At 60.2% G+C, this 24,845-nt stretch carries 19 protein-coding genes; 9 read left to right on the top strand and 10 right to left on the bottom strand.

The window, feature by feature from the left end:
* Positions 1–2: 2 nt before the first annotated feature.
* A complete protein-coding gene (locus BMX55_RS06660; RefSeq protein ID WP_091454658.1) occupies positions 3–920 on the top strand; it encodes a ketopantoate reductase family protein in 918 nt (305 codons plus the stop codon).
* Here the strand turns inward: BMX55_RS06660 and BMX55_RS06655 are convergent.
* Positions 917–1,870: an alpha-E domain-containing protein gene (locus tag BMX55_RS06655; RefSeq protein WP_091454654.1), complete on the bottom strand. Its 954-nt coding sequence runs from the start codon at positions 1,868–1,870 to the stop codon at positions 917–919. The genes BMX55_RS06660 and BMX55_RS06655 overlap by 4 nt on opposite strands.
* An 11-nt stretch (positions 1,871–1,881) precedes the next feature.
* Entirely contained in the window at positions 1,882–3,369 is a 1,488-nt protein-coding gene (locus tag BMX55_RS06650) for a circularly permuted type 2 ATP-grasp protein (RefSeq protein WP_091454651.1), read from the bottom strand.
* Between the two features lie 139 nt (positions 3,370–3,508).
* Between BMX55_RS06650 and BMX55_RS06645 the strand changes: the two genes are divergently transcribed.
* The 3 genes from BMX55_RS06645 (at position 3,509) to BMX55_RS06635 (ending at position 10,552) form a co-directional block, all read left to right on the top strand.
* On the top strand, positions 3,509–6,991 hold the full coding sequence (locus BMX55_RS06645) for a transglutaminase family protein (protein WP_091454650.1): 3,483 nt from the start codon (positions 3,509–3,511) through the stop codon (positions 6,989–6,991).
* Positions 6,992–7,102: 111 nt separating this feature from the next.
* A complete protein-coding gene (locus BMX55_RS06640) occupies positions 7,103–9,631 on the top strand; it encodes a circularly permuted type 2 ATP-grasp protein (protein WP_091454949.1) in 2,529 nt (842 codons plus the stop codon).
* Positions 9,632–9,634: 3 nt separating this feature from the next.
* On the top strand, positions 9,635–10,552 hold the full coding sequence (locus tag BMX55_RS06635; RefSeq protein ID WP_091454647.1) for a transglutaminase family protein: 918 nt from the start codon (positions 9,635–9,637) through the stop codon (positions 10,550–10,552).
* Between the two features lie 143 nt (positions 10,553–10,695).
* Here the strand turns inward: BMX55_RS06635 and BMX55_RS06630 are convergent, their stop codons facing one another.
* The 7 genes from BMX55_RS06630 to ahpC form a co-directional block, all read right to left on the bottom strand.
* Complete coding sequence (locus BMX55_RS06630; RefSeq protein ID WP_091454644.1) at positions 10,696–11,079, bottom strand: hypothetical protein; 384 nt, start codon at positions 11,077–11,079, stop codon at positions 10,696–10,698.
* Positions 11,080–11,113: 34 nt separating this feature from the next.
* Positions 11,114–14,233: an efflux RND transporter permease subunit gene (locus tag BMX55_RS06625; protein ID WP_091454640.1), complete on the bottom strand. Its 3,120-nt coding sequence runs from the start codon at positions 14,231–14,233 to the stop codon at positions 11,114–11,116.
* Between the two features lie 9 nt (positions 14,234–14,242).
* A complete protein-coding gene (locus BMX55_RS06620; RefSeq protein ID WP_091454637.1) occupies positions 14,243–15,361 on the bottom strand; it encodes an efflux RND transporter periplasmic adaptor subunit in 1,119 nt (372 codons plus the stop codon).
* Positions 15,362–15,387: 26 nt separating this feature from the next.
* Complete coding sequence (locus BMX55_RS06615) at positions 15,388–15,945, bottom strand: hypothetical protein (protein WP_091454634.1); 558 nt, start codon at positions 15,943–15,945, stop codon at positions 15,388–15,390.
* Between the two features lie 42 nt (positions 15,946–15,987).
* Positions 15,988–17,253, bottom strand: a complete 1,266-nt coding sequence (locus tag BMX55_RS06610; RefSeq protein ID WP_091454631.1) for a TolC family protein — start codon at positions 17,251–17,253, stop codon at positions 15,988–15,990.
* Positions 17,254–17,847: 594 nt separating this feature from the next.
* Positions 17,848–19,404 (bottom strand): alkyl hydroperoxide reductase subunit F, encoded by a 1,557-nt coding sequence (gene ahpF, locus BMX55_RS06600; protein WP_091454625.1) that lies wholly within the window; start codon positions 19,402–19,404, stop codon positions 17,848–17,850.
* Positions 19,405–19,504: 100 nt separating this feature from the next.
* Positions 19,505–20,068, bottom strand: a complete 564-nt coding sequence (gene ahpC / locus BMX55_RS06595) for an alkyl hydroperoxide reductase subunit C (RefSeq protein ID WP_091454605.1) — start codon at positions 20,066–20,068, stop codon at positions 19,505–19,507.
* 175 nt (positions 20,069–20,243) lie between these two features.
* Between ahpC and bfr the strand changes: the two genes are divergently transcribed.
* Positions 20,244–20,720: a bacterioferritin gene (gene bfr / locus BMX55_RS06590; protein WP_091454601.1), complete on the top strand. Its 477-nt coding sequence runs from the start codon at positions 20,244–20,246 to the stop codon at positions 20,718–20,720.
* Between the two features lie 14 nt (positions 20,721–20,734).
* On the opposite strand, the gene BMX55_RS06585 is transcribed toward bfr, so the two are convergent.
* The gene (locus tag BMX55_RS06585; protein ID WP_091454597.1) at positions 20,735–21,244 is read right to left on the bottom strand and encodes a hypothetical protein; all 510 of its coding nucleotides are present in this window, start codon (positions 21,242–21,244) and stop codon (positions 20,735–20,737) included.
* A gap of 150 nt (positions 21,245–21,394) precedes the next feature.
* Between BMX55_RS06585 and BMX55_RS06580 the strand changes: the two genes are divergently transcribed.
* The 4 genes from BMX55_RS06580 (at position 21,395) to BMX55_RS06565 (ending at position 24,844) form a co-directional block, all read left to right on the top strand.
* Positions 21,395–22,039 carry a response regulator gene (locus BMX55_RS06580; RefSeq protein WP_091454593.1) on the top strand — a complete coding sequence of 215 codons (645 nt, stop codon included), beginning with the start codon at positions 21,395–21,397 and terminating at the stop codon, positions 22,037–22,039.
* Between the two features lie 121 nt (positions 22,040–22,160).
* Positions 22,161–23,855 carry a hybrid sensor histidine kinase/response regulator gene (locus tag BMX55_RS06575; RefSeq protein WP_245751304.1) on the top strand — a complete coding sequence of 565 codons (1,695 nt, stop codon included), beginning with the start codon at positions 22,161–22,163 and terminating at the stop codon, positions 23,853–23,855.
* A 61-nt stretch (positions 23,856–23,916) separates the two neighbouring features.
* Positions 23,917–24,330: a DUF1924 domain-containing protein gene (locus tag BMX55_RS06570; protein ID WP_091454589.1), complete on the top strand. Its 414-nt coding sequence runs from the start codon at positions 23,917–23,919 to the stop codon at positions 24,328–24,330.
* 19 nt (positions 24,331–24,349) lie between these two features.
* Entirely contained in the window at positions 24,350–24,844 is a 495-nt protein-coding gene (locus BMX55_RS06565; protein WP_177172834.1) for a diheme cytochrome c, read from the top strand.
* Position 24,845 lies beyond the last annotated feature (1 nt).

Below are 24,845 nucleotides of genomic sequence, written 5' to 3'. Positions count from 1 at the left end.
GCATGGCCGCCTTGCATATTGCGGTGATGGGGGCTGGGGCCGTGGGTTGCTATTACGGTGCCCTGCTGGCCCGTGCAGGCCATAGCGTGACCTTGATTGCCCGGCCTGTCCATGTACAGGCCATAGAGCAGCAACAAGGGCTGTGGCTAGAAAGTGCCGCCTTTACCGGGCGGGTGCCGGTGCGCGCTGCCACCGATGCCAGCGCGGTAAAAAGGGTGCAGTTTGTGCTGTTCTGCACCAAATCGACCGATACCGAAAGTGCCGGGAAAGACATGGCAGCCCATTTGGCTCCCGGTGCCGTGGTGTGGAGCTTGCAAAATGGCGTAGACAACGCCCAGCGGCTGGCGCAGGTGCTAGGGCAGCCGGTGGTGCCCGTGGTGGTGTATGTGGCTGCTGCGATGGCCGCACCGGGCCATGTGCGCCACTTGGGGCGCGGTGAGCTGCTGGTGGGGCCACACCCCAGCCATGCCCCGCTGTTGGCGGCGCTGGCCCATGCTGGGGTGGCGGTGCAAGAATCCAACGATGTGCGCCAAGCCCTGTGGGCCAAACTGGTGCTCAACTGCGTGTACAACCCGCTGTCAGCCGTGACCGATCTGAGTTATGGCCCGCTGCTGGCTAGCGCCGGGGTAGAGCAGGTGGTGCGCGACATCGTGCAAGAATGTCTGAGCGTAGCCTGTGCCAGCGGCATCACCCTGCCTGCCGATACGCTGGACAAGGTGCTGCAACTGGCTGCCAGCATGCCGCAGCAAAAATCTTCTACCGCGCAAGACTTGGCCCGTGGCAAACTCAGCGAGATCGACCACCTCAATGGTTTTATCGTGCAAGAGGGGACGCGACTGGGCATCTCTACGCCCGTTAACCGGCTGTTGCACACGCTGGTGCGTGTGCGCGAGTCGTATCCGTTCCAAGCGCCTGCTTAGTCTGCCGCCAAAAAGTCGCGCCCAATACCGACACCAATGTCGTTAATGCGCTCCAAAATTTGCGTTAGGTAGGCGTGTAGGCCGGTGTCCAAAATCTCGTCGATACGGCCATATTGCAAATCGGCCAGCAAGCGGCCCACCAAGCGCTGGGTTTCTTGCGATTGGCTATTGGCTACCCGGTCTAGGTTTTGCCGCACCTTGAGCATGCAAGCCAGCAGGGAGCGGGGCATGGATGGGTTCAGGATCAAAAGCTCTGCTACGCGCTCTGGCCGAATCACATCGCGATAGACCTTGCGGTAAATCTCAAAGGCCGAAAAGCTCCCTAGTAAGGCGCTCCAGTGGTAGAAGTCGTACTCTTGGTCGCGGCCATTCTCGGTGCCGTGAAACTCGCTGTCCAAGGCATGAAACTTGGCATCAAGCAAGCGCGCGGTGTTGTCGGCCCGCTCCAAAAAGGTGCCTAGGCGCAGAAAGTGCAGCGATTCGTCGGCCAGCATGGTGCCCAGCGTGACGCCACGCGAGAGGTGGGAGCGAAAGCGCACCCACTCAAAAAACTGTCCCGGATCGGCCTCCAACTGGCCGCTGCGCAGCAGTCGGTTGACTTCCAGCCAAGTCTGGTTTTGCATTTCCCAGGCTTCGGTGGTCAGGGAGCCACGCACAGCACGGGCGTTTTCACGCGCGGCGCGTAGGCAAGACAGGATGGAGGCGGGATTGCTCTCGTCAGCCACCATGAATTGCAACACATTGCGGGCAGTGATCTCGCCATGCTTGGCTTGGTAGTCTGGGATCAGCTCACTGATGGACAGCATGCCCTGCCAGTTGGTTTGCGCCACGGCAGCCGATTGCGGCAGCAGCGAGGTCTCGTAGCCCACATTGAGCATACGGGCGGTATTCTCGGCCCGCTCCATGTAGCGGGACATCCAGAAAAGGTGGTCAGCGGTTCGGCACAACATCCATACTCCTCTCAAACTTCCATGATCCAGGTGTCTTTGGTGCCACCCCCTTGCGAGGAGTTGACCACCAGCGAGCCTTCTTTGAGGGCTACCCGTGTGAGGCCGCCGGGCACCATCTGCACCGTTTTGCCACTGAGCACAAACGGGCGCAGGTCAATGTGGCGCGGCGCAATGCCTTGCTCTACAAAAGTGGGGCAACTCGATAGACTCAGTGTGGGCTGGGCGATATAGCCAGCGGGGTTGGCGCGCAGCACTTGGGCAAAATCGGCAATCTCGGCCTGCGTGGCGGTGGGGCCAATCAGCATGCCGTAGCCGCCCGCGCCATGCACTTCTTTCACCACCAAGTCTTTGAGGTTGGCGAGCACATATTGCAGGTCTTCGGGCTTGCGGCACATCCAAGTGGGCACGTTGTTCAGGATGGGTTTTTCGCCCAGATAGAACTCGATCATCTTGGGCACATAGGGGTAGATGGATTTATCGTCGGCCACCCCGGTGCCCACGGCATTGCAGATGCTGACATGGCCCGCGCGGTAGGCGTCCATCAGGCCAGCGCAACCCAAGGCCGAATCGGCGCGGAACACGGCGGGATCAAGGAAGTCGTCATCAACGCGGCGGTAAATCACATCGACCCGCTCTGGCCCCTGCGTGGTGCGCTTGTAGACAAAGCCATCGCGCACAAACAGGTCTTGGCCTTGCACCAGCTCCACCCCCATTTGCTGCGCCAAAAAGGCGTGCTCAAAGTAGGCACTGTTGTACATACCGGGCGTGAGCACCACCACGTTGGGGTCAGAAGCGCCGGTGGGGGCGCTGGCGCGCAGGGTTTCTAGCAGCAAGTCGGGGTAATGCGCCACCGGGGCGATGCGGTTCTGGCTAAACAGCTCAGGAAACAAGCGCATCATCATCTTGCGGTTTTCCAGCATATAGCTGACACCACTGGGCACGCGCAGGTTGTCTTCCAGCACGTAGTATTGGCCGTTGCCGGCACTGTCGGGGGCGCGCACAATATCGACGCCGCTGATGTGCGAGTACACGTTGTTCGGCACGTTCACCCCCATCATTTCGGGGCGGAACTGGGCGTTATTTACCACCTGCTCACGCGGAATGATGCCCGCCTTGAGAATTTCTTGATCGTGGTAAACGTCGTGGATAAAGCGGTTGAGTGCCGTGACCCGCTGCACCAGCCCCTTTTGCATTTGGCTCCACTCTTGTGCCGGAATGATGCGTGGAATCAGGTCAAACGGAATCAGCCGTTCGGTGCCTGCGCCGTCTTCGTCTTTGGCACCATACACCGCAAAGGTGATGCCGACGCGGCGGAAGATCATTTCTGCCTCTTCACGGCGCGCACGCATGGCGGCTTCGGTTTGCCGCTCTAGCCATTGGGCGTAGGCAGCGTAACCAGATCGCACATTGGTGCCACACCGCAAACCCTGTTGTTGCACCTGCCCGCCCCCGTGTGGCAAAGGGGGAAGCGTGGCATACATCTCGTCGAATTTCAGCATGGTGTTTTCTCCTGCCGTGGTTTTAAGCAAGGACTGGGCCAGCTTAGGTCGGCCACGCGCTGGCGCAGCTTTTGCTTAAGGTTGCTTTAGAACGCGCACCTGGGGTGCATCCGCCCAAACCACTTCCCCTTTTGCTCTTATGTCTATACACGCCGCTCTGCACCACGTTACCCACTACCAGTACGACCGTCCGATCCATCTGGGGCCACAACTTATCCGCCTGCGGCCCGCGCCGCACTGCCGTAGCAAGGTGGTGTCGTATTCGCTGCGCGTAGAGCCTGCGCAGCACTTTATTAACTGGCAGCAAGACCCGTTTGCCAACTACCAAGCGCGGTTTGTTTTTCCTGAAAAAACCACCGAGTTCAAGGTGACGGTAGATTTGGTGGTGGAGATGGCGGTCTATAACCCGTTCGACTTCTTTTTGGAGCCAGAGGCCGAGCAGTTTCCGTTTGGCTACGACAGCGCCACCACTGAGGAGCTGGCCCCCTATTTGGCGACTGAGCCGATCACGCCGCAGCTCAATGCTTATCTGGAGCAGGTGGATGTCACGCCCCGGCGCACGATAGATTTTTTGGTGGATTTGAACACCGGCCTGCAACGCGATATTGGTTACCTGATTCGGCTAGAACCCGGTGTGCAAACCCCCGAAGAAACACTCACCAAACGCTCTGGCTCCTGCCGCGATAGTGCTTGGTTGATGGTGCAACTGCTGCGCCACTTGGGGTTGGCGGCGCGCTTTGCCTCCGGCTACCTGATTCAGCTCAAGCCCGACGTTAAATCGCTCGATGGCCCCAGCGGCGCTGAAGTGGACTTTACCGACTTGCACGCTTGGTGCGAGGTCTATTTGCCCGGTGCGGGCTGGATTGGCCTAGACCCCACTTCGGGCTTGCTGGCGGGCGAAGGCCATATTCCGCTGGCTTGCACGCCGCGCCCTTCGGGAGCTGCACCGATTGAGGGTGGTCTGGACGAGTGCGAGGTCAAGTTCCACCATGCGATGGAACTGACGCGCATTTATGAGTCGCCCCGCGTCACCAAACCCTATAGTGAAGAGCAATGGAGCGAGGTGCTGGCGCTGGGCGATCAAGTCGATCAGGTATTGGGTGCCGGTGATGTGCGCCTAACGATGGGCGGCGAGCCCACTTTTGTGTCCGTCCACGACCGCGATGCACCAGAATGGAACACCGATGCCCTTGGCCCGACCAAACGCGGCTATGCCACCGAGTTGGTGCATAAACTGCGCACCGAATATGGGCAAGGCGGCTTTTTGCACTTTGGCCAAGGCAAGTGGTATCCCGGTGAACAGTTACCGCGCTGGGCGCTGTCCATTTATTGGCGCGCTGATGGGGAACCCATCTGGCACAACCCGGCCCTGTTTGCTGATGAGCGCCAAAGCCAGCACTACACCAGCGCTGATGCCAGCCGCTTTATCCACACCTTGACGGGCAAGCTGGGGCTAGACAAGCAGTGCGTCACCCCCGGTTATGAAGACACTTGGTATTACCTGTGGCGCGAGCGTCGTTTGCCTATCAACGTTGATCCCTTTGACTCCCGGCTTGACGATGAGATGGAGCGGATGCGGCTGCGCCGGGTGTTCGATCAAAAACTCGATAGCGTGATTGGCTATGTGTTGCCATTGCAAGCCAACCCCGGTGCCGATGCCCACAGCACACGTTGGAGCAGCAGCCCGTGGCCGTTCCGTGATGAGCGTATGTACCTGATTCCGGGCGATTCCCCGATGGGCTACCGCCTGCCGCTCGATGCCCTGCCTTGGGTGAGCCAAGCCGACTACCCCTACTTGGTCGAGCAAGACCCCTTTGCTGCCCGCAACGCCTTGCCACAGGCCAGCCAATTGCGGGCGCAGTATGCGCCGCACCGCATGGGTGGCGGTTTTGCCGAGGGTGGCAGCGTGGCCGTACAAGGCCAAGGCCATGCCGCCAGCAACGCCGATCCACACGGGGTAGGCCAGCCCTCGCACGCCACGCTCATGCCCAGCCATGCCCCTGAGCGTTTTGAATCTGCGCACTGGGTCACGCGCACTGCCATCTGCGTAGAAGCCCGCGACCCCATGCGCGCCAACGGCCCCAAGGCTGAACGCTTGCACGGCGGCCAATTTGCCCGTGATGGCGGTGGTCTGTATGTATTCATGCCACCCTTTGAACGGCTAGAAGACTACCTGCACCTGCTGACGGCGGTGGAGGCTACGGCGCAAGAATTGGGCGTGCAGATTGTGCTGGAGGGCTACCCGCCCCCACGCGACCCGCGCCTCAAGCTGCTGCAAGTGACCCCCGACCCCGGCGTGATTGAAGTCAACATCCATCCAGCCCACAACTGGGGCGAATTGGTGCAGCATACCGAATTCTTGTACCAAGCCGCCCACGAGTCGCGCTTGTGTGCTGAGAAGTTTATGACCGATGGTCGCCACACCGGCACTGGCGGTGGCAACCACTTTGTAATGGGTGGTGCTACCCCAGCAGACAGCCCGTTTTTGCGCCGCCCCGAGCTGCTGGCCAGCCTGATCTTGTACTGGCACAACCACCCCAGCCTGAGCTACCTGTTTAGCGGGATGTTTATTGGCCCCACCAGCCAAGCCCCCCGCGTGGACGAGGCGCGCAATGACCAGCTCTATGAGCTGGAAATTGCCTTGCAAGAAATCCATGCCAATCGGCAAAAGTTCGGCCAAGACATGCCGCCCTGGCTGGTGGATCGCACACTGCGTAACATCTTGATTGACGTCACGGGCAACACGCACCGCAGTGAGTTTTGCATCGACAAGCTCTATTCGCCCGACAGCAGCACAGGCCGCTTGGGCCTGCTGGAACTGCGCGCCTTTGAGATGCCGCCGCACGCCCGCATGAGCATCGTGCAGCAATTGCTGTTGCGCGCACTGGTGGCCCGTTTTTGGGATCAGCCCTATCTGGCACCAGCCACGCGCTGGAACACCGAGTTGCACGACCGCTGTTTGCTGCCTACCTTTGTGCAGATGGACTTTGCCGATGTGCTGGCCGATATGCGCCAAGCCGGTTTTGCCTTTGACGATGCTTGGTTTGCGCCGCACTTTGAGTTCCGCTTTCCGCTGGTGGGGCAGGTGCAAAGCATGGGCATTGAGCTGACCCTGCGCACGGCGCTAGAGCCTTGGCATGTGATGGGAGAAGAGGGGTCTGCGGGGGGCACGGTGCGCTATGTGGATTCCTCGCTGGAGCGCATAGAAGTGCGCCTGAGCGGGTTGAACCAAAGCCGTTACGTGATTACCTGCAACGGCCAGCCGCTGCCTTTGCAATCTACGGGTGTAGCGGGCGAATACGTAGCCGGGGTGCGTTACAAGGCATGGAACCCGCCGTCGAGTTTGCACCCCAGCATTGGGGTACAAGCGCCACTGACTTTCGATATCCTAGACACTTGGATGAAACGCTCGGTAGGCGGTTGCCAGTACCATGTCACCCATCCTGGTGGGCGCAGCTACGACGTCTTTCCGGTCAATGCCTACGAGGCCGAAAGCCGACGCTTGGCACGCTTTTTCCGCATGGGGCATACCCCCGGCGTGATGCAGGTGCCGCCCGCCACCATCGAACTGCCCGGCAGCCGCGAGTTTCCGTTCACACTCGATTTGCGCCGCACGCGCTAACGCCACGCCCGGCCCTGTACCTGAAAAACTTTTGCTGTGACGATCCTCTCCCCCCCGTCCCCGTCCTTGGCGTCAGTCCCTGCCGCCTCTACCGCCGATCTGGCCCTGTCCATGGCCGCCCCGGCCCAGCCGGGGCATTACGATGAACTGCGTGGCAGCAGTGCCCTGCCCGATGACAACGGCGCAGACGCTGCGATGGCCCCCGCTTGGCGGCAATTTTTCTCCCATCCGGGCACGCAAAACTTGGCCGACCTTAACCGCCGCCAAGCCAGTTTAGAGCAGCAGATTCGCGACAACGGCGTGAGCTACAACGTCTATGCCGACAGCAACAACCCGCAGCGGCCTTGGTCGCTCGATTTGTTCCCGCTGATCGTGCAAGCTGACGAATGGCGTCAGATTGAGGCGGGCGTATTGCAGCGGGTGCGCCTGCTAGAGAACATCTTGCACGATGTGTATGGCGCGCAAGAATTATTGCGCGATGGCCTGCTGCCAGCAGCTTTGGTACAGGGCCACCCCGGCTACTTGCGCACGCTGCATGGCATACCCCCGGTGGGGGGCAACCGCTTGCAAGTGTGTGCCTTTGACTTGGCCCGTGGCCCCGATGGCCGCTGGGCCGTGGCAGCGCAGCGCACGCAGGCCCCGTCGGGGCTGGGCTATGCGCTAGAAAACCGTTTGTCTATCTCACGGCTGTTTCCGCAAGCGTTTGAGTCTTTGCAGGTGCAGCGGCTGGCCTCTAGCTACCGGGCGCTGATTGACGGCCTGCGCAGTATGTCGCCAGCGGGGGCGGATGCCCATATCGCCATGCTCACGCCGGGGCCGTACAACGAGACCTACTTTGAGCAAGCCTACCTCACGCGCTACCTTGGCATCACGCTGGTGCAGGGCAATGACCTGACGGTGCGCGACAACCGCCTGTTTCTGCGCACTCTGCGCGGCCTAGAGCCGGTGGACGTGCTCATCAAGCGGGTCGATGATGCGTGGTGCGACCCGCTTGAGTTGCGCTCAGACTCTTCTTTGGGCGTGCCCGGTTTGTTGCAAACCCTGCGCAGTGGCAATTTGCTCATGGCCAATATGCCCGGCTCGGCTTTTTTGGAGTCGGTGGGCTTGCTTGGGTTTATGCCCAAGCTGTCGCGGCGCTTGCTCAACGAGGAGTTGTTGCTGCCATCGTGGCCCACTTGGTGGTGCGGCGAACATGCCGCACTGCAAGCGGCCACCTCCCACTTGGCCCAATGTGCCATCAAGCCCACCTACACCGGCTCGGCGCTGCATGGCCAGTTTGCTGGGTTGCAATGCAGCGCCCTAGACGCCCACGAGCGCGCCGCTTGGCTAGAGCGTTTGCACCAGTCGGGCGAAGAATTTACCTTGCAGCAAGAGCGGCCTTTGTCGCAAATGCCCACTTGGGATGCGCAATCGAAGCCGCCGCGCATCGTGCCCCGCGAGGTGATGCTGCGTGTGTTTGCCCTGACCGATGGCGCCCAATCGTGGCGCGTGCTGCCCGGCGGGCTGGGGCGCATCGTGAGCACGCAAGACAGCGTCTTGAGCTTGCAACGCGGTGGCAGCAGCGCCGATGTGTGGGTGCGTGTGGATGCCGAACGTGGGCACAAAGTAGATCGCACCACCTTGCTCAACAAGCGCATCACTCCGGCCACCGTGGCGCAGTACCGCCGCGTAGTCACCAGCCGCGCCGCTGAAAACCTGTTCTGGCTGGGCCGCTACACCGAGCGCAGCGAAAACAGCTTGCGCTTGGCGCGCCTGACCCTCTCTACCTTGGGCAGTGCAGGCCAGTCGTGCTTGCCGCTGGCCAAATGGCTGGGCAGCTTGGCCGCTTCGTGCTCGCTGGTACCGGCAGATGTGCCATCGCCCTTGTTGGCCCGGCGGGTGTTTGCCCGTGCCTTAGTGGCTGGTTTGGGCAACCCCGACAGCACTGCCAGCGTGGGCTTTAACCTGCGCTCGCTGCGGCAGGTGGCCTCCTCCATCCGCGAGCGGCTATCGCAAGAGCACTGGGGCTTGATTTTGCGCACAGAGCAGCAGTTTATGAAGCACTGCGCCGATCTGGTGGATGGTAACTATGCCACCTTGGATGTGCTGCGCGTGCTCGATTCGGTCAGCCCCAATTTGGCGGCCATGACCGGCGAGCAAACCGACCGCATGACCCGTGACGATGGCTGGCGCTTGCTGTCGATTGGCCGCCAAGTAGAGCGGCTCGATTTTCTGGGCATGGCACTGGCGCGCGCCTTTGAATCTGGGGCGGTGGCCGAATCAGCAGGCTTTGAGGCCGTGTTGGCACTGTTTGACAGCACCATCACCTTCCACGCCCAATACCAGCGCAGCCGCGATGTGGCCGCACTGCTAGAGCTGTTGGTGATGAGCCGTGAGAACCCGCGCTCCTTGGGCTGGGTGGTGCAAACTTTGCGTGGGCGCTTGACCAAGCTGGCACGCGATGCCGACGATAGCCTGCTGGCACTGACCCCTGACCCCAACCAATGGGCGCTGGCGCAGTTGTGTGACGACGAAGGCCCCCTGCCCGCACTGACGCAATTGCTCGAGCGCTGCACTGGGGCCACTTGGCGCGTTTCCGATGGCATTAGCTTGCGCTACTTCACCCACACCCACGAATCTTCGCGCAGCCTAGGGGCTTAACGTATGTTGTTACAAGTCACCCACGAAACGCGCTACGACTACCAGCCAGCGGTAGAGACAGCCCAGCACGTCCTGTGCCTGCGCCCCATCAATACCGCCTGCCAGCAGGTGCTAGAGCACCAACTGGACATCCACCCGCATCCGGCCTCGCGCACTGAACGCACCGATGTGTTTGGCAACCATTTGTGCCAATTTTCGATGCAAAGCCCGCACGAAACACTGCGCGTGGTTTCGCACAGCGCTATCCAGACGCAAGCCCCGGCCACCGCTACCAGCATCCAAACGTGGGAGAGCGTGCGCGAGAGCCTGCGCTACCAGCATGGCATGGTGTACGACCCGGCGGTGGAGTTCACCTTTCCGTCGCCACACATCCCTCGGCACCATGAGTTTGTTAATTACGCCCAACCGAGCTTTCGCCCCGGACGCCCTTTGCTGGATGCGGCGCGCGAATTGATGCAGCGCATTTACCAAGACTTCACCTATTCGGCGCAAAGCACCGAGCTCAATACCCCAGCCCTGACGGCCTTGGCCCAGCGCAAAGGGGTGTGCCAAGATTTTGCCCAAATCTTTATTGCCTGCCTGCGCAGTTTGGGCTTGCCGGGGCGTTATGTGAGTGGTTATCTGCTGACCACACCGCCACCGGGCAAGCCGCGCCTGATTGGCAGCGATGCCTCCCATGCGTGGGTGCAGGTCTATCTGCCCGACTTGCACGCCGAGCACCCCGGCCAAGGCTGGTACGACCTTGACCCCACCAACAACCACGATGGCTGGGGCAGCCCCAACGAAGACTATGTGACCGTAGCGCGGGGCCGCGACTACAGCGATGTGGCCCCGATGCGCGGCGTGATCCACGGTGGCACCCGTCACACCCTGCATGTGGGTGTAACGGTAGCGCCGGTAGAAGAAAGCGCCCAAGCCTGAAGCAGGCTCAGTGGCGGAACAGGTGCTCAAAGGCGTGCACATGGCGTTCTATCAATGTCGCCAGTTGTGTTCCTTTAGTTTTGAGTACCGACATGCAGTTTTCAATATGGACGGTATCAAGCACCTGAACATCAAACAGTTCTTTACTTCATAGCAAAGCGTAGATTGGCGGTTTTCTTGCCTGGCTGGGTTATTAACGCCGCCACCTTGGTACCCGCAATCACCTTGAACGTGCCTTTAGCTTCGAGTTTGCCATCACCAGCTGGGGCCAGCATGACTTCAGACTTTTCGGTGCCATTGAGCAGCGTCAGCCGGGCGCTCACGCCCTCGGTCTTGGCAGGCTTATTGTGATCGCGCAGGTGCAGCGTCAAGGTGTCGGAGCTAGCCACCAGCTCATAGTCGATATCGTGGGCTTCGGCCACGATGCCGCCATGCTGGGGCTGGTGTGCATGACTATGGTCGCCTGTGGCAAAGGCAGCGCCCGAAACGGTAAGGGCGAGAGCTGCGAGAAGATGCTTGGTTTTCATAGAAATCCTTTAAAGGTTGAAAAAAATGGAGAAATCAGAAAGCCTCGGCGTTTTTGTCGTTCAGCAGCCGCTCGGCATCGCGACGACCAAACAACCAAAACAGAGCTGGCGTAAGGAAAGTATCCAGTAGGGTTGAGCTAATCAGGCCAGAGAAGATCACCACCGCCACCGGGTGCAAAATCTCAGTGCCTGGGCGCTCTGCCTCCAGCAGTAGCGGGGCTAGCGCAAAAGCCGTGACCAGTGCAGTCATGAGCACTGGGCTTAACCGTTCCAGCGAGCCACGCACAATCATGCTGTGGTCAAAGTTCTCACCCTCTACGCGCATCAGGTTCAGGTAGTGGCTCACCTTCAAAATGCCGTTGCGCACCGATATACCCGCTAGCGTGATAAACCCGATCAGTGCTGCCACCGACAGTGGCTGCCCCGATAACCACAGCCCGAACACGGCACCCACTAGTGCCAGCGGAATGTTAGCCATGATGAGTGCCGACAGTGTGGCCGACTGGTAGCGCGTGTATAGCACTACAAACATCAGTACCAGCGAGACGATAGCTAACATACCTACCAAGCGGCTGGCCTCTTCTTGGGCCTGAAACTGCCCACCCAGCGTGACAAAGTAGCCATCTGGCAGGCGTGTCTCGCCCACAACCTTGCGGATGTCCTCTACCACTTCCGACAGCGGCCTGCCCTGTGCGTTGGCCGAGAGCACGATACGCCGCTTGCCATCGTCACGACTGATTTGGTTGGGGCCGTCGCCGTCCTCAATGGCAGCCAAACGCGACAGCGGCACCCGGCCTTGGGGAGTCTCTAACATGATCTGCGCAAGGCCCTCGATAGAGCGCGCACTCTCAGGCAGGCGCACTACCAGTGCAAAGCGCCGACTGCCCTCCACGATCTGCGTGATCTTCTCGCCCTCCACCAAGCCTTGTAGCACCGCCATGACCTGCGGCACGGGCACGCCGTATTGGGCGGCGGCAGCATAGTCCACACGCACGGTAATCTGTGGTGCCAGCACTTGTTTTTCCACTTCTAGGTCAGCTAAGCCGTCGATGCTAGCCAGCCGTGTGCGTAAGGCTTCGGCCTGGCCGCGCAGCGTATCGAGGTCTTCGCCAAAGAGCTTGATCGCGATCTGCGAGCGCACACCCGAAAGCATGTGGTCGATACGGTGCGAGATGGGCTGGCCGATGGCAATGGCTGCTGGCATCTGCGCCAGTCTGCTACGGATGTCGGCTTGCACTTCGTCCATGCTGCGTTTAAGCTCGGTAGCAGGCAGCAAACCCACGTCCAACTCGCTCACGTGTACACCCTCGGCGTGTTCATCAAGCTCGGCGCGCCCGCTGCGGCGGCCCACGTGCGTGACTTCGGGCACCTGACGCACCAGCACCTCGGCTTGGCTGGCCAGTGCCGCTGACTCTGCCAGCGTCACGCCCGGATTGAGGCGTATACCAACCAGCAACGTGCCCTCGTTAAACGGCGGCAGGAACGTGGTGGGAAAGAACGGCACCGCCACCACCGACAGCACTACGGCCATCGTACTTACGGCAATGGCCGCACGGGGCCGTGCCAGTACACCCAATAGCCCACTGCGGTAGCGTGCCTTGAGCCAAGCCACCATGCGCGTATCGCCATGATCGAGTGTTTTCATGCGCGGCAGCAGGTAAAACGCCAGCACCGGCGTAACCGTGACTGACACCAGTAGCGAGGCCAGCGTGGACACAATAAACGCCACTCCCAGTGGCACAAACAACCGCCCCTCAATGCCCGGCAGTGCAAACAGCGGTAAAAACACCAGCACGATAATGGCCGTGGCATACAAAATGCCCGAGCGCACCTCTATGGACGCTAACTTGACCACTTCAATCGGGTGCAGGCGTTTGGTGGGGTGCTTGCTGCGATCCATCTTCAAACGCCGCAGCACGTTCTCGACATCCACCACCGCATCATCTACTAAGCCGCCAATAGCAATGGCTAGGCCGCCAAGCGTCATGGTGTTGATCGACAAGCCAAAATACTTGAACACCAGAGCTGTAATGAAAATTGACACCGGGATAGCCGTGAGTGCAATCACCGTAGGCCGTAGCGTGCCCAAAAACACGAACAGGATCACCGCCACAAATACCGAGGCACCCATGAGCTTGCCTTGCAGCGTGGTGATTGATGCCTCAATAAAGCTCGCTTGGCGGAAAGTGACGCGTGGTGCCTCTATGCCTACAGGCAACGATTTCTTCAAATCTGAAAGCGCAGCCTCAATGCTGCGCGTAAGTGCAATCGTGTCAGCTGTGGGCTGCTTCTGAATGCCCAAAATGACCGCTGGCTTGCCCTCAAAGCCCGCATCCCCGCGTTTGATGGCAGCGGCAAACGTCACTTGAGCCACTTGGCGCAGCAGCACACTTTGACCATTACGTGCAGTAATTGCCAAGTTTTGCAGGTCTTCCAGTCGCGAGGTGCGGCCTAGGTTGCGGATCAGGTATTCACGCCCATTGAGCTCCAGAAAGCCCCCAGAGGTGTTGGCCGAGAAGCCCTTGATCGCGCCGGTAAGCTGCTCATGCGTGATGCCCAGTTCGGCCATGCGCGCCGTGTGGGGCTGCACTTGGAATTGGCGCACCTCGCCGCCAATCGCAATCACCTGCGCCACACCAGCAATGGCCAGCAGGCGCGGGCGCAGCACCCAATCGGCGTACTCGCGCACAGCCATGGGCGTACTGCGCTGCACGTCGATGGGGATAGCTACCTGCATGATCTCGCCCATGATGGAGCTGATGGGCCCCATGCGCGGCGTGACGCCACTGGGCAAGCCTTCTTCCATCGATGTCAGGCGCTCGGACACCATCTGCCGGGCGCGGAAAATGTCCGTGTTCCAGTCAAAGGTGACGTAGATAAACGACAGGCCCGCACTGGAGGTGGAGCGCACGCTCTCCACGCCGGGCAGCCCGTTCATCGTGGTCTCTAGCGGAAAGGTGATGAGCTGCTCCACCTCTTCGGCGGCCATGCCACCGGCCTCGGTCATCAGCGTAACCGTGGGCTTATTGAGGTCAGGAAACACATCTACCGGGGTGCGCGAGAGCGTAAAGGCACCATAGGCCATGAGCATGGCTGCGGCGATCAGTACCAGCAGCCTATGGGTCAGGCTGTTTTCGAGTAGCCACTTGAACATGGTGGCTCCCTAGCGCACTTGGTTGATAAGCGTGGCACCCTGCGTGGCCACACGGTCACCCGCCTTCAGGCCTGAGGTCACGGCCACAGAGGTACCATCGAGCGGCACGAAAGTAACCGTCCTAGGTACAAAGCGTTCGGGCGACTCTTTAACCCAGACAATGGTCTGGTTTGCGCGGTTGCGCAGCAGCGAAGCCAGCGGCACTTGCACGCCTTCCACCTTATCCTCAGACTGCACGAACACGCGCACCGGCTGGCCCAGTGCTAGCGTGCCAAGCACAGCCGCATTTCCGGAAAAAGTGATTGGCAGCGCTTGGTCACGCAGACTACGCGCTGCGCCCATCAAGCGCAGTGGCACACGCTGCCCACCCAGCGCCAGTGTGGCACCTGCCACGCTATGGGCCTGCGCAGTGTCGTAGGCTAGTGCCTCGACGCGCAGGCGGGTGGGATCGACCACTTCGAATACCAGTTCGCGTGCATCCACTACCTGCCCGGCCACGGCATGCGCCGAGGCAATCACGCCCGACACCGGTGCCACCAGTGCGTCGCGTGTAGAAAGGCCCGCACCCACGGCACCTAAGCGCTGGGTCAGGCTGTGTAGTTCACTTTCGGCGGCTTCGATATCCTTGCGTGGCACTGTGTCCTGTAAATCCTTGAGCCGCGCTACGCGCAGTTCGGCCAGCGCGCGCGCTGCGCGCAGTTCGGCCTGTTGGGCCACCTGATTGGAGCGCTCAATGGCACCCGCTGTGGGCACTACATAGGCTAGCACCTCACCCTTGCGCACTGTTTGGCCCACGCCGGGTAGGCCCTTGGGGCCAGCTTCCAGCCGCCCAGCCAGCGCTGCTTGCACCTTGCCTCCGGCGTTGGGATCCATTACTACCGTGCCAGCCAGTTCAAACCCTTTGGGGTGCTGACCCTCGGCAACCACCAGTGTGCGCACACCCAGTTGGCGCTGTGCTGGTTTGGGTAAAAACACGCTGCCATCGGGCTGACGCTTGGGGCCATTGTCTTGGGCTGCGGGCGGGGCATCACCGTGGTCATGGCCTTCGCCCGCATTTGCAGACAAAGGTGTGCATAGGGCTGCGACCAGCAGCAGAGTCGCTATGCAGGGCTGGCGTGGCCCCGGCATAAAAAGAGAGGAGGCCATGATGCGGTTCATGCGACACCTCCTAGGCGTGCAGCGCGGCTGCGCCGCAGGCTCCACCCAACGGCCAGTGCCAGCAACACTGTGCCCACGGTGCCCGCCACCACGGCGCTAGAGCGCAAGGTGCTTGAGGGTGCGGCATGTGCAGGCGCTACTCCATGCACATCAATCTCACCAGCCAACAAGTCGGAGTCATTGCCTGCCACCACCGTGGTGGTAACTGGGCTTACGCCCTCGGCCAGTGGTGCCGCCAATGTGGCCTTAAATTCGCCGTCCGCCACGCGAGTGATGGGCACGCGCGTGCCGCCAATGTCCAGCTCTAACTGCGCCTCCTTCACGGGGCTGTTGTCGCCTGCATGGTCAAGGTACAGAGCAAGGTGTTGGCCGTCAAGCACACCGACGAGTTCAAACATATCGGAGGTAGCTGTAAAGCGTGGCAAAGCTGGGCCAGACGCAGCCGCAGGTGCCTCGCCGTGGTCATGCCCTTCACCAGCCTGTGCCCACAATGGCGCAAGGCCCAACACCATAACCAGCGCCAACGCGCAGGTAAAAGAAGAATTTTTTTGCATAGTCAACCATGAATGGGGTTCAAATAAACAGGGCAGGCCGCATCATTCGGGCAACAAGCCCAAGGCTTGGCGCAGCGCGGAAACAGCTGCTGCCGCATCGATGCGGGCACGCGCAAACTGCCGCTCGGCCTGTGCGGTATCGAGCTCTACGCGTAGACGCGTAGGCCAGTCGGCCTGGCCTAGACGAAAAGCCTTATCGACAAATACCCAGATTTCACGGGCCAGCGCAGCATGGCGGGCCATGGCATCGCGCTGGCTAGCCGCCGCCTTAGCGCGCGCAGTAGCGGCATCGATGTCAGCGCTGATCCGGTCATGCTCGACTTGGGCGCGTATTTCGGCCTCTAGCGCCTCGGCACGGGCTGCCACTTCTTTGGCTTGGGCACGGTCACCTCCGCCCAAAGGTACGCGCAGGCCCACAGTAAAGGACTGTCGGTAACGCTCGCCTGTTTGATCGCGCGAGCGCGTGGCAGCCACGGTGATTTCGGGGTTGGCCCGGCTCTGCGTGGCTGCCAGCCTTGCAGCGCGGCGGGCCACCTCGGCTTGGGCGCGCCAGTGGGCGATTGCGGGGTGCTGATTGAGCAACGCGGTGCCACGGGCCACAGCTACGGCAGGCTCCTGACCTGTGGGATCGCCCGCACCACAAGATGGCCCCTGCACGCCTACCCACCCTGCCAGTGCAGCCTGGGCCGCATCGTATGCGCCTAGGGCCTCGGCCACGCTGGCCTCGGCTTGGGCCACAGTAGCCTCGGCTTGGAACTGATCGGCACGCGCCATATCGCCCGCCTTGAACCGGCGCATCACATCTGTCGCTAGGCTCTGTGCATTGCGCAAGCGTTCGTGTGCCAAGTCCAAGTCACTCTGTGCTCTTTGACAAGCCCACCAAAATTGGCGCACGTTGGCCGCCAGTTCGAGCTGTGCGGCCAAGCGTCGGTTTTCCACCGCCTGAAGTTCTGCGTCCCCCAGTGCAGCCTTGCTCACACGCTCACCGGGCAACCACAATGGTAAAGCCAAGCCCACTTCATACTCGCGGCTGCCCTGGCTGCTGCCGGGTCTGTCTGTTTTGGTCTGTAGTCCCAGCACTGCTGGCTCGGCTATCCATGCGTCTGCCCCCTTGCGCATGGCTTGGGCTGCTTCGCGCCGCAGCGCGCCCGCTTGTGCTTCGGGCTGGCGCTGCCAAGACTGGTCAAACAATGTCTTGAGTGTCCAAGGCCCAGTGGGTATTTGGGCAGATACGGCTGTGCTGGCTAGCACCCATCCCAAGCCTATAAGCAAAGAATGAGGTCGTGGTGATTTTTTGATTCGGTGCATCCGATTTTTCTCCTGTGGCAAGCCACGTGGTTGAAATCGGCAAGGCTCGATGCGAGCGTGCGCGAAGCACACTCAGCCTGCTCAAAGGAGCAGCACTAAAGATCGCTAAAAAAAGGGCCGCCCGGCCCCGCCTCGCCGCTCAGGCGAGGGTTAGCCAGTTGGGGCGTTCGGGGCGGTGAGGGTATGGCGCTGTAAGGGCGGGCTTTGTGTGCAGCATAGGGGGCGCACTTGCCACCCACAGGGGATGCCGGTCGGTCTGGGCGAACACAGCATTGCTTGTGCCGTGGCAGACATTGCAGTCCACGTCCGTGCTCATAGCACCAGAGAGCAAGGGCTGGAAGGATTGCCCATTGTCCACAGAGGATGAGTTCTCTAGTGGTCTTGCAGCCGCATGGTGCTTGTGCTCATGGTGGCCAAAATGCGTTGCATCTGGCGCAATCTCATGGCTGCAATAGGGTGACGCAGCCGCCCAGATGCTCTGGAGCGGCAGGAACATCAACAGGAAAGTGAGCAGCAGGCGACGCATGTAGGAAACAATTGTACAGAGCTAAACCCGCTTCAAAGCCCTATTCTTCCTAAAAAGAGCGACAGTGCTCAGTGCCGAATCAAGTGGTCAAACGCGCTCAGTGCGGCTTTGGCCCCTTCGCCGGTGGCAATGATGATTTGCTTGTACGGCACTGTGGTGCAATCGCCCGCCGCAAACACGCCCGGCACATTGGTATGGCCTTTGGCATCAATCACGATCTCGCCCATGCGGTTGAGTTCTATCGTGCCTTTGAGCCAATCGGTGTTGGGCAGCAAGCCAATCTGCACAAAAATGCCTTCCAGCGCCACTTGCTTGATCTCATCGTTGGTGCGGTCTTTGTAGGTCACGCCGGTCACTTTGTGGCCATCGCCATTCACTTCGGTGGTTTGGGCGTTCAAGATCACCTCGACATTGGGCAGGCTGCGCAGCTTGCGTTGCAGCACGGCATCGGCTTTCAACTCGGCGGCAAACTCCAGCACCGTGACGTGGGCTACCAGCCCGGCCAAGTCAATCGCGGCTTCTACACCCGAATTGCCACCGCCAATCACCGCTACGCGCTTGCCCTTGAACAAGGGGCCATCGCAATGCGGGCAGTAGGTTACGCCCTTGGTGCGGTATTGCTCCTCGCCGGGCACGTTCATGTTGCGCCAGCGCGCCCCAGTAGCCAAAATCACTGATTTGCTGCGCAGCGTGGCACCGTTTTCTAATTGCACTTCGATCAGGCCACCGGCTTCGGTAGCGGGCACCAAAGCCTTGGCGCGTTGCAGGTTCATCACATCGACGTCATAGTCGCGCACATGGCGCTCCATCGCGGCGGCCAGTTGGGGGCCTTCGGTTTTGGACACCGAGATGTAGTTTTCAATGTCCACGGTATCGAGCACTTGGCCGCCAAAGCGTTCTGCCGCTACGCCGGTGCGGATGCCCTTGCGCGCAGCATAAATAGCCGCTGCGGCACCAGCCGGGCCACCACCGACTACCAACACGTCAAACGCTTCTTTGTTGCTGATTTTTGTGGCTTCTTTGGCGGCAGCGCCGGTGTCAATTTTGGCAACAATCTCGGCCAACTCCATGCGGCCTTGGCCGAATTTTTGGCCGTTCAAAAAGATGGTGGGCACGCCCATGATCTCGCGCGCTTCGATCTCGTTCTGAAACACGCCGCCGTCAATGGCCGTGTGCGTGATGCGCGGATTGAGCACGCTCATCAGATTCAGGGCCTGCACCACGTCGGGGCAGTTGTGGCAGCTCAGGGAGTAGTAGGTCTCAAAGTGGAAGTCGCCGTCCAGATTGCGCACTTGCTCCAGCAGGTCAGCCGCTTCTTTAGAGGGGTGGCCGCCCACTTGCAACAGTGCCAGCACCAGCGAGGTAAATTCGTGGCCCAGTGGCACACCGGCAAAGCGCAGCCCGGTGTCTTGGCCGGGGTTGGTAATCAAAAACGAGGGCTTGCGGGCATCGGCGTCGTTGTTTTCTACCACTGTTACCTTGTCAGAGACGGAGGCAATATCTTGCAGCAGTTCTTTCAGCTCGTGCGACGTGGCGCTGTCGTCCAGCGTGGCCACCAACTCCACCGGGCGCTGCAAGCGCTCCAAGTAGGACTTCAATTGGGCTTTGAGATTGTCGTCAAGCATGAAAAAACTCCTGAAAAATCGAAATTTTGGGTAAAAAAAACCCAGGCGCCAGGCACCTGGGCGTCTTCACGGTGAGAAACGAAGTGCGGCGCAGGCCGACTTAGATCTTGCCCACCAAGTCAATCGACGGAGCGATAGTTTGAGCGCCTTCTTTCCACTTGGCGGGGCACACTTGGCCGGGGTTGGCGGCGGTGTACTGGGCAGCCTTGAGCTTGCGCAGGGTTTCCGACACGTCACGGGCAATTTCGTTGCTGTGGACTTCGGCAGTCTTGATGAAACCTTCGGGGTTGATGATGAAGGTGCCGCGCAGTGCCAAGCCTTCTTCAGGGATGTGCACGCCAAAAGCGTTGGTCAGGGTGTGGGTAGGATCGCCCACCAGTGGGAACTTGGCTTTGCCCACAGCGGGGGAGGTTTCGTGCCAGACTTTGTGGCTAAAGTGGGTGTCGGTAGTGATGATGTACACCTCGGCACCAGCGGCTTGGAAGGCGGCGTAGTTGTCAGCGGCGTCTTCAATTTCGGTGGGGCAGTTGAAAGTGAAAGCAGCGGGCATGAAAATCAGCACCGACCACTGGCCCTTGAGGCTTTCATTGCTGACTTCGACAAACTTGCCATTGTGAAAAGCTTGGGTCTTGAAGGGTTGGACTTGGGTGTTAATCAGGGACATTGCGGTTTCCTTTAGGGTGTTGAAACTGAAGACAGAACGAAGTATGGCCCAAAGCATCAGGCCCATCCAATCGATTGCTTTGATGGATTCGATACCTTTTTACTATGCTGCACGTTTTATGCGTACGCTGCACAATACAAGCTTATCTATCACCATTAACCATTAGGAGCGCACTATGAAGGGTGACACCCAAGCCATCGGCCATTTGCAAGCCCAGCTCAAAAACGAGCTGACTGCCATTAACCAGTACTTTTTGCATTACCGCATGCTCAAGCACTGGGGTTTTGACAAGCTGGCCAAGAAAGAACACTCTGAGTCGATTGGCGAGATGAAGCACGCCGATTGGCTGATGGACCGCATTTTTATGCTCGATGGTCTGCCCAATCTGCAAGACTTGGGCAAGCTGCAAGTGGGCGAGACAGTGCCAGAAATCTTGGCCTGCGATTTGCGCCTAGAACAAGGCGCACAGGCTACAGTCAAAGAGGGCATTGCTTACTGTGAGGGCGTGCGCGACTACGTCTCGCGTGACCTGCTGCAAAAAATCTTGGATGACACCGAAGAGCACATCGACTTTCTGGAAACTCAGCTCGAACTCATCGACAAAGTCGGTCTGCAAAACTACCTGCAATCGCAAATGGGCACACTAGAATAAAACTGCCGCGCCTTTTATCCAGCAGCACGGGCCGCTGCCAGCGCCCGCTTGTTGCGCAACCGGGGCACGTACACCGATTGGGGGGCACCATTGATGGCCGCCAGCCCCAACACCAGCGTCACGGTGGGGGCCTCAGGGCGCTCATCAGTGGGTGGGTAAGGCCGGTAGATGCCATTGCCGCCCCCGACAAATGGCACGGGGTGGAACACTAGCCGCACGGTGCCACGCTGGCCGCCAAAGGGCAAAACCCGCAAACGGGCATCTAGGGCCAGCGCCAAGCCCATAGGGCCGTCGCGGTGCAGCAAATCAGTGCGCACCGCCTGCCAAGTTTGGCCGTCATCCAGCGAATACTGCCAGACCCCGATTTGTGCGTCGAGGCGCTCAATCACCACGCCAGCCAGCACTGGGGTTTCAGTGCAGTCCATATCCACAATATCTTGCACACTGTTGCCACCTAAGGCACTGGGTTGTTGTGCCGTGGCGGCGCGGGTGCGAAAAGTGCGGATGTCGATAGCAGGGCTCATGGCAGTATCCTTCAGAAGGAGGCCATCATGTCTAAGACAGTGATAGCAAAATTCAATCAACAAGCTGCAGTCTAAAAACAGTCCCGGTGCTCGTCCATCACACAAAAGGACTAGATGCAGGAGTGTTTTTATGCGCAATACTCTGCCCCCATGCCCGCCACCCTGTTGCTTGTCGATGACCACACCCTCTTTCGTACCGGCCTGCGCCTGATCGTGCAAGATCACCCCAGCGTGGGCGCTATTGCTGAGGCGGGTTCTATTTCCCAAGCCTGTGGCTTGGGGCTGCCTACCTTAGAGTTGGTGCTGCTCGATATTCAATTGCCCGGCATGAGTGGCTTAGATGGACTGCACCTGTTGCGCCAAAGTTACCCAGCAGCGCGCATCGTGTTGGTGTCGGCCAGCATGGCCCCTGATGCGGTGCGCCAGGCGCGGCTGCGCGGGGCCGATGGTTTTTTGCCCAAATCGGCCAGTGCTGAAGACATCTTGCATGCCATCACCTTGGCCTTGGCTGGACAACCGTGTTTTCCGCCGGAAAACTGCCCTGCCCCAACCCCGGCATGTTTGAGCACCGCAACCCCCACCCTGACGGCGCGGCAATTGGATGTGTTGCGGTTGTTGTGTAGTGGTAAACCCAACAAGGTGATTGCCCGCGATCTGGGCCTGAGCGAAAACACGGTGCGCGTACATGTGGCGGCCATTTTTAGCCAATTGGGCGTTAATAGCCGCAGCACCGCGCTGCTGCAAGCGCAGCGCTTGGGGCTAGTAAGTATGCCTGCGCATGACAGCGGCTACTGAAGAGCCCCCCTCCTCGCCAGCGCCTCAGCCGCTATGGACGCGCTGGCGTAACCTGGTGATTGGTCAAGACCGCGATGAAATGCTCGCAGAGCAGGTGAGGCTGCTGCGGCACAGCTTTCCCATGACGTTGACTGCTTCGCTGCTGACGTCTTTGGGCACCGTTTGGGTGATGGGGCTGGTGATACCGCTGTACGCCGTTCTGTGGTGGTTTGCGGTGCATTTGCTGGTCGTAACGTGCGTTTATGTAGGCTTGTGCCCCTTGCCGCGTGCACACAAAACACCGCGCCAAGATGCCTGGCGGCTGATGCAGTGCATGGCCGCGATGGGGCTCCTTTGGGGCAGTTTGGGGCTGATTATTTGGCGGTTCAGTCATGACACTACCGATGCCGTGATTTATTACGTGGGCATTTTGAGTACCGTCTCTTCGGGCGCCTTGGGGCTGGGCGCACCCATGTACCGCGCCTATGTGGTTTATCTTAGCTGTGCGGTCAGTGGGGCCTTGGTGGCCTTGCTGCTCACCGAAGGCGCTGTCACTTTGCCTGCGATGGCGATGGTGGCGGTGTATTACGGCCTGACCTGCTTGCACGCTCGCAATCTGTCCAAAGCCGCCCTGAACAGCATCGAGATTAAGTTTGAAAACGAGCGTTTAGTGGGGCAACTGCGCGCCCAAACGCAGCGTGCGCTGCAAGCCCAAGAAGCTGCCGAACAGGCCAACCAAGACAAATCGCGCTTTTTGGCTGCGGCCAGCCACGACTTGCGCCAGCCGTTGCACGCGATGGGCTTATTTCTGGAAACCCTGCGCCGCAGCCCGCTCAATGAACGCCAAGCACTGGTGCTGGGCCATGCCAGCACTGCCTCCCGCGCCGCCGCCGAGATGCTGACCACGCTGCTCGATTACTCGCGTCTAGAGGCGGGCGTCGTCAAGGCACACCGGGCACCGTTTTCGGTGCAAGCGTTGCTGTCGGGCTTAGAGCAGGAGTTTGGCGTACAGGCCGATGCGGCAGCGCTGGTGTACCGCACCCGCGAGACCTCTGCTGCCGCGCTGGCCGACCGGGCTTTGGTCGATTTAGTGATGCGCAATTTGATTTCTAACGCTTTGCGCTATACCCAACGCGGTGGGGTGCTCATTGCCTGCCGCCAGCGCCGGATGCGGTTGGCCCTAGAGGTATGGGACACCGGGATGGGTATCCCCAATGAGCACATCACAGAAATTTTTCGTGAGTTTCACCAGCTTGGCAACCCTGAGCGTGACCGACGCAAAGGGCTGGGCTTGGGGTTGGCTATCGTTAAGCGCTTGGTGGCTGAGATGGGCACGCAGGTGGAGGTGTTCTCTCGTGTGGGCCAAGGGTCGATGTTTCGGCTCTGGCTCGATGCTTGGAATGGCCCCCTGCTGATGGACGAGCACGCCGACAACGGCGACCAAACCCGGCGGCTGGCTGGGTTGCGTGTGCTGGCCATTGATGACGATGAGGCCGTTTGCCTAGGCATGCAATCGCTGTTGCAAAGCTGGGGCTGTGTGTGTACCACGGCCCCTTCTGCCCGTGCTGTACTCGATAGCCCGGCTGCACAGCACCGCCCGCCTGACCTCATCATTACCGACTACCGTTTGCGCGAAGGTGAAACCGGCAAAGAGGTGCTAGAGCAACTGCGCGCGCATTGGGGCCAGCCAGTATCGGCCATCATCATGACGGGCGACACCTCACCACAGCGGCTGCGTGATGCCCAATCTACTGCTGCGCTGCTGCTGCACAAACCGGTCTCTAGCGATCAGCTCATTGCTGCGATGGTGCAACTGCTGCCCGTGCCCAAGGGCTGATACTACGCCCGCTTGGGCCTGTGTTAAGACTACCTTCAGCCCTGCCGCGCACCATCTGGGTATGCGTAATTTTTATTCCCCCCGTTGGTTGTGGGCAGCGCTGCTGGCGCTGACTTGCAGTGTGCCCTTGGCTGCCCATGCTGGTGACACCAGTGCGTCAGCGCAATTGCAGCGCTGGACGGCTGAGGCCGGTGCCGCGCCCAATGCCGAGCGTGGCCGCATGTTTTTTACCAGCCGCCAAGGTGGTGAGTGGTCTTGTGCCTCTTGCCACGGCAACCCGCCCACCACGCCCGCACGCCATGCCAGCACGGGCAAAACCATTGCCCCGCTGGCTCCAGCCTTCAACCCTGAGCGCTTTACCGATACCGCCAAGGCCGATAAATGGTTTCGGCGCAACTGCAAAGATGTTTTGAGCCGCGAATGCACCGCCGCCGAAAAAGCCGACGTGCTCGCTTGGCTGGTACAGCTTAAATAAGCCATCAGAAAGGCGCGCCATGTCTGTTTTTTCTCATTTTCTGGCTGTTGGCCGCACGCTGCGCCCATTCGGGCTGCTGCTGGGCTGCTGTGTTGCGCTGCCCAGCTTTGCTGACCGCCCTATGATGGCTGCCAGCGCCATGTTGCCCGCCTACCAGCAAGAATGCGTAGCCTGCCACATGGCCTATCCGCCCGGCTTGTTGCCAGCAGCCTCTTGGGCGCGTGTCATGCAAGGGCTAGACCGGCATTACGGCACGGATGCTGCGCTGGACGCCGCTACCGTGCGCCAAATCAGCACTTGGCTGCAAAGCAACGCGGGCACCTACAAGCGTGTGCGCGAAGAGCCACCACAAGATCGCCTCACGCAATCGGCTTGGTTTGAGCGCAAGCACCGCGAGGTAGCTCCCGTCGTCTGGAAGCGCGCCGCCGTGGGTAGCCGGGCCAACTGCATGGCCTGCCACACCCGCGCCGACCGAGGCGATTTTGAGGACGACAACGTCCGCATCCCGAAATAAG

Origin of the sequence: Giesbergeria anulus (assembly GCF_900111115.1) — a bacterium.
Lineage (GTDB): Bacteria > Pseudomonadota > Gammaproteobacteria > Burkholderiales > Burkholderiaceae_C > Simplicispira > Simplicispira anulus.
Note: the sequence above shows the minus strand (reverse complement) of the source record. Positions and strands in the feature narration are given on the sequence as shown.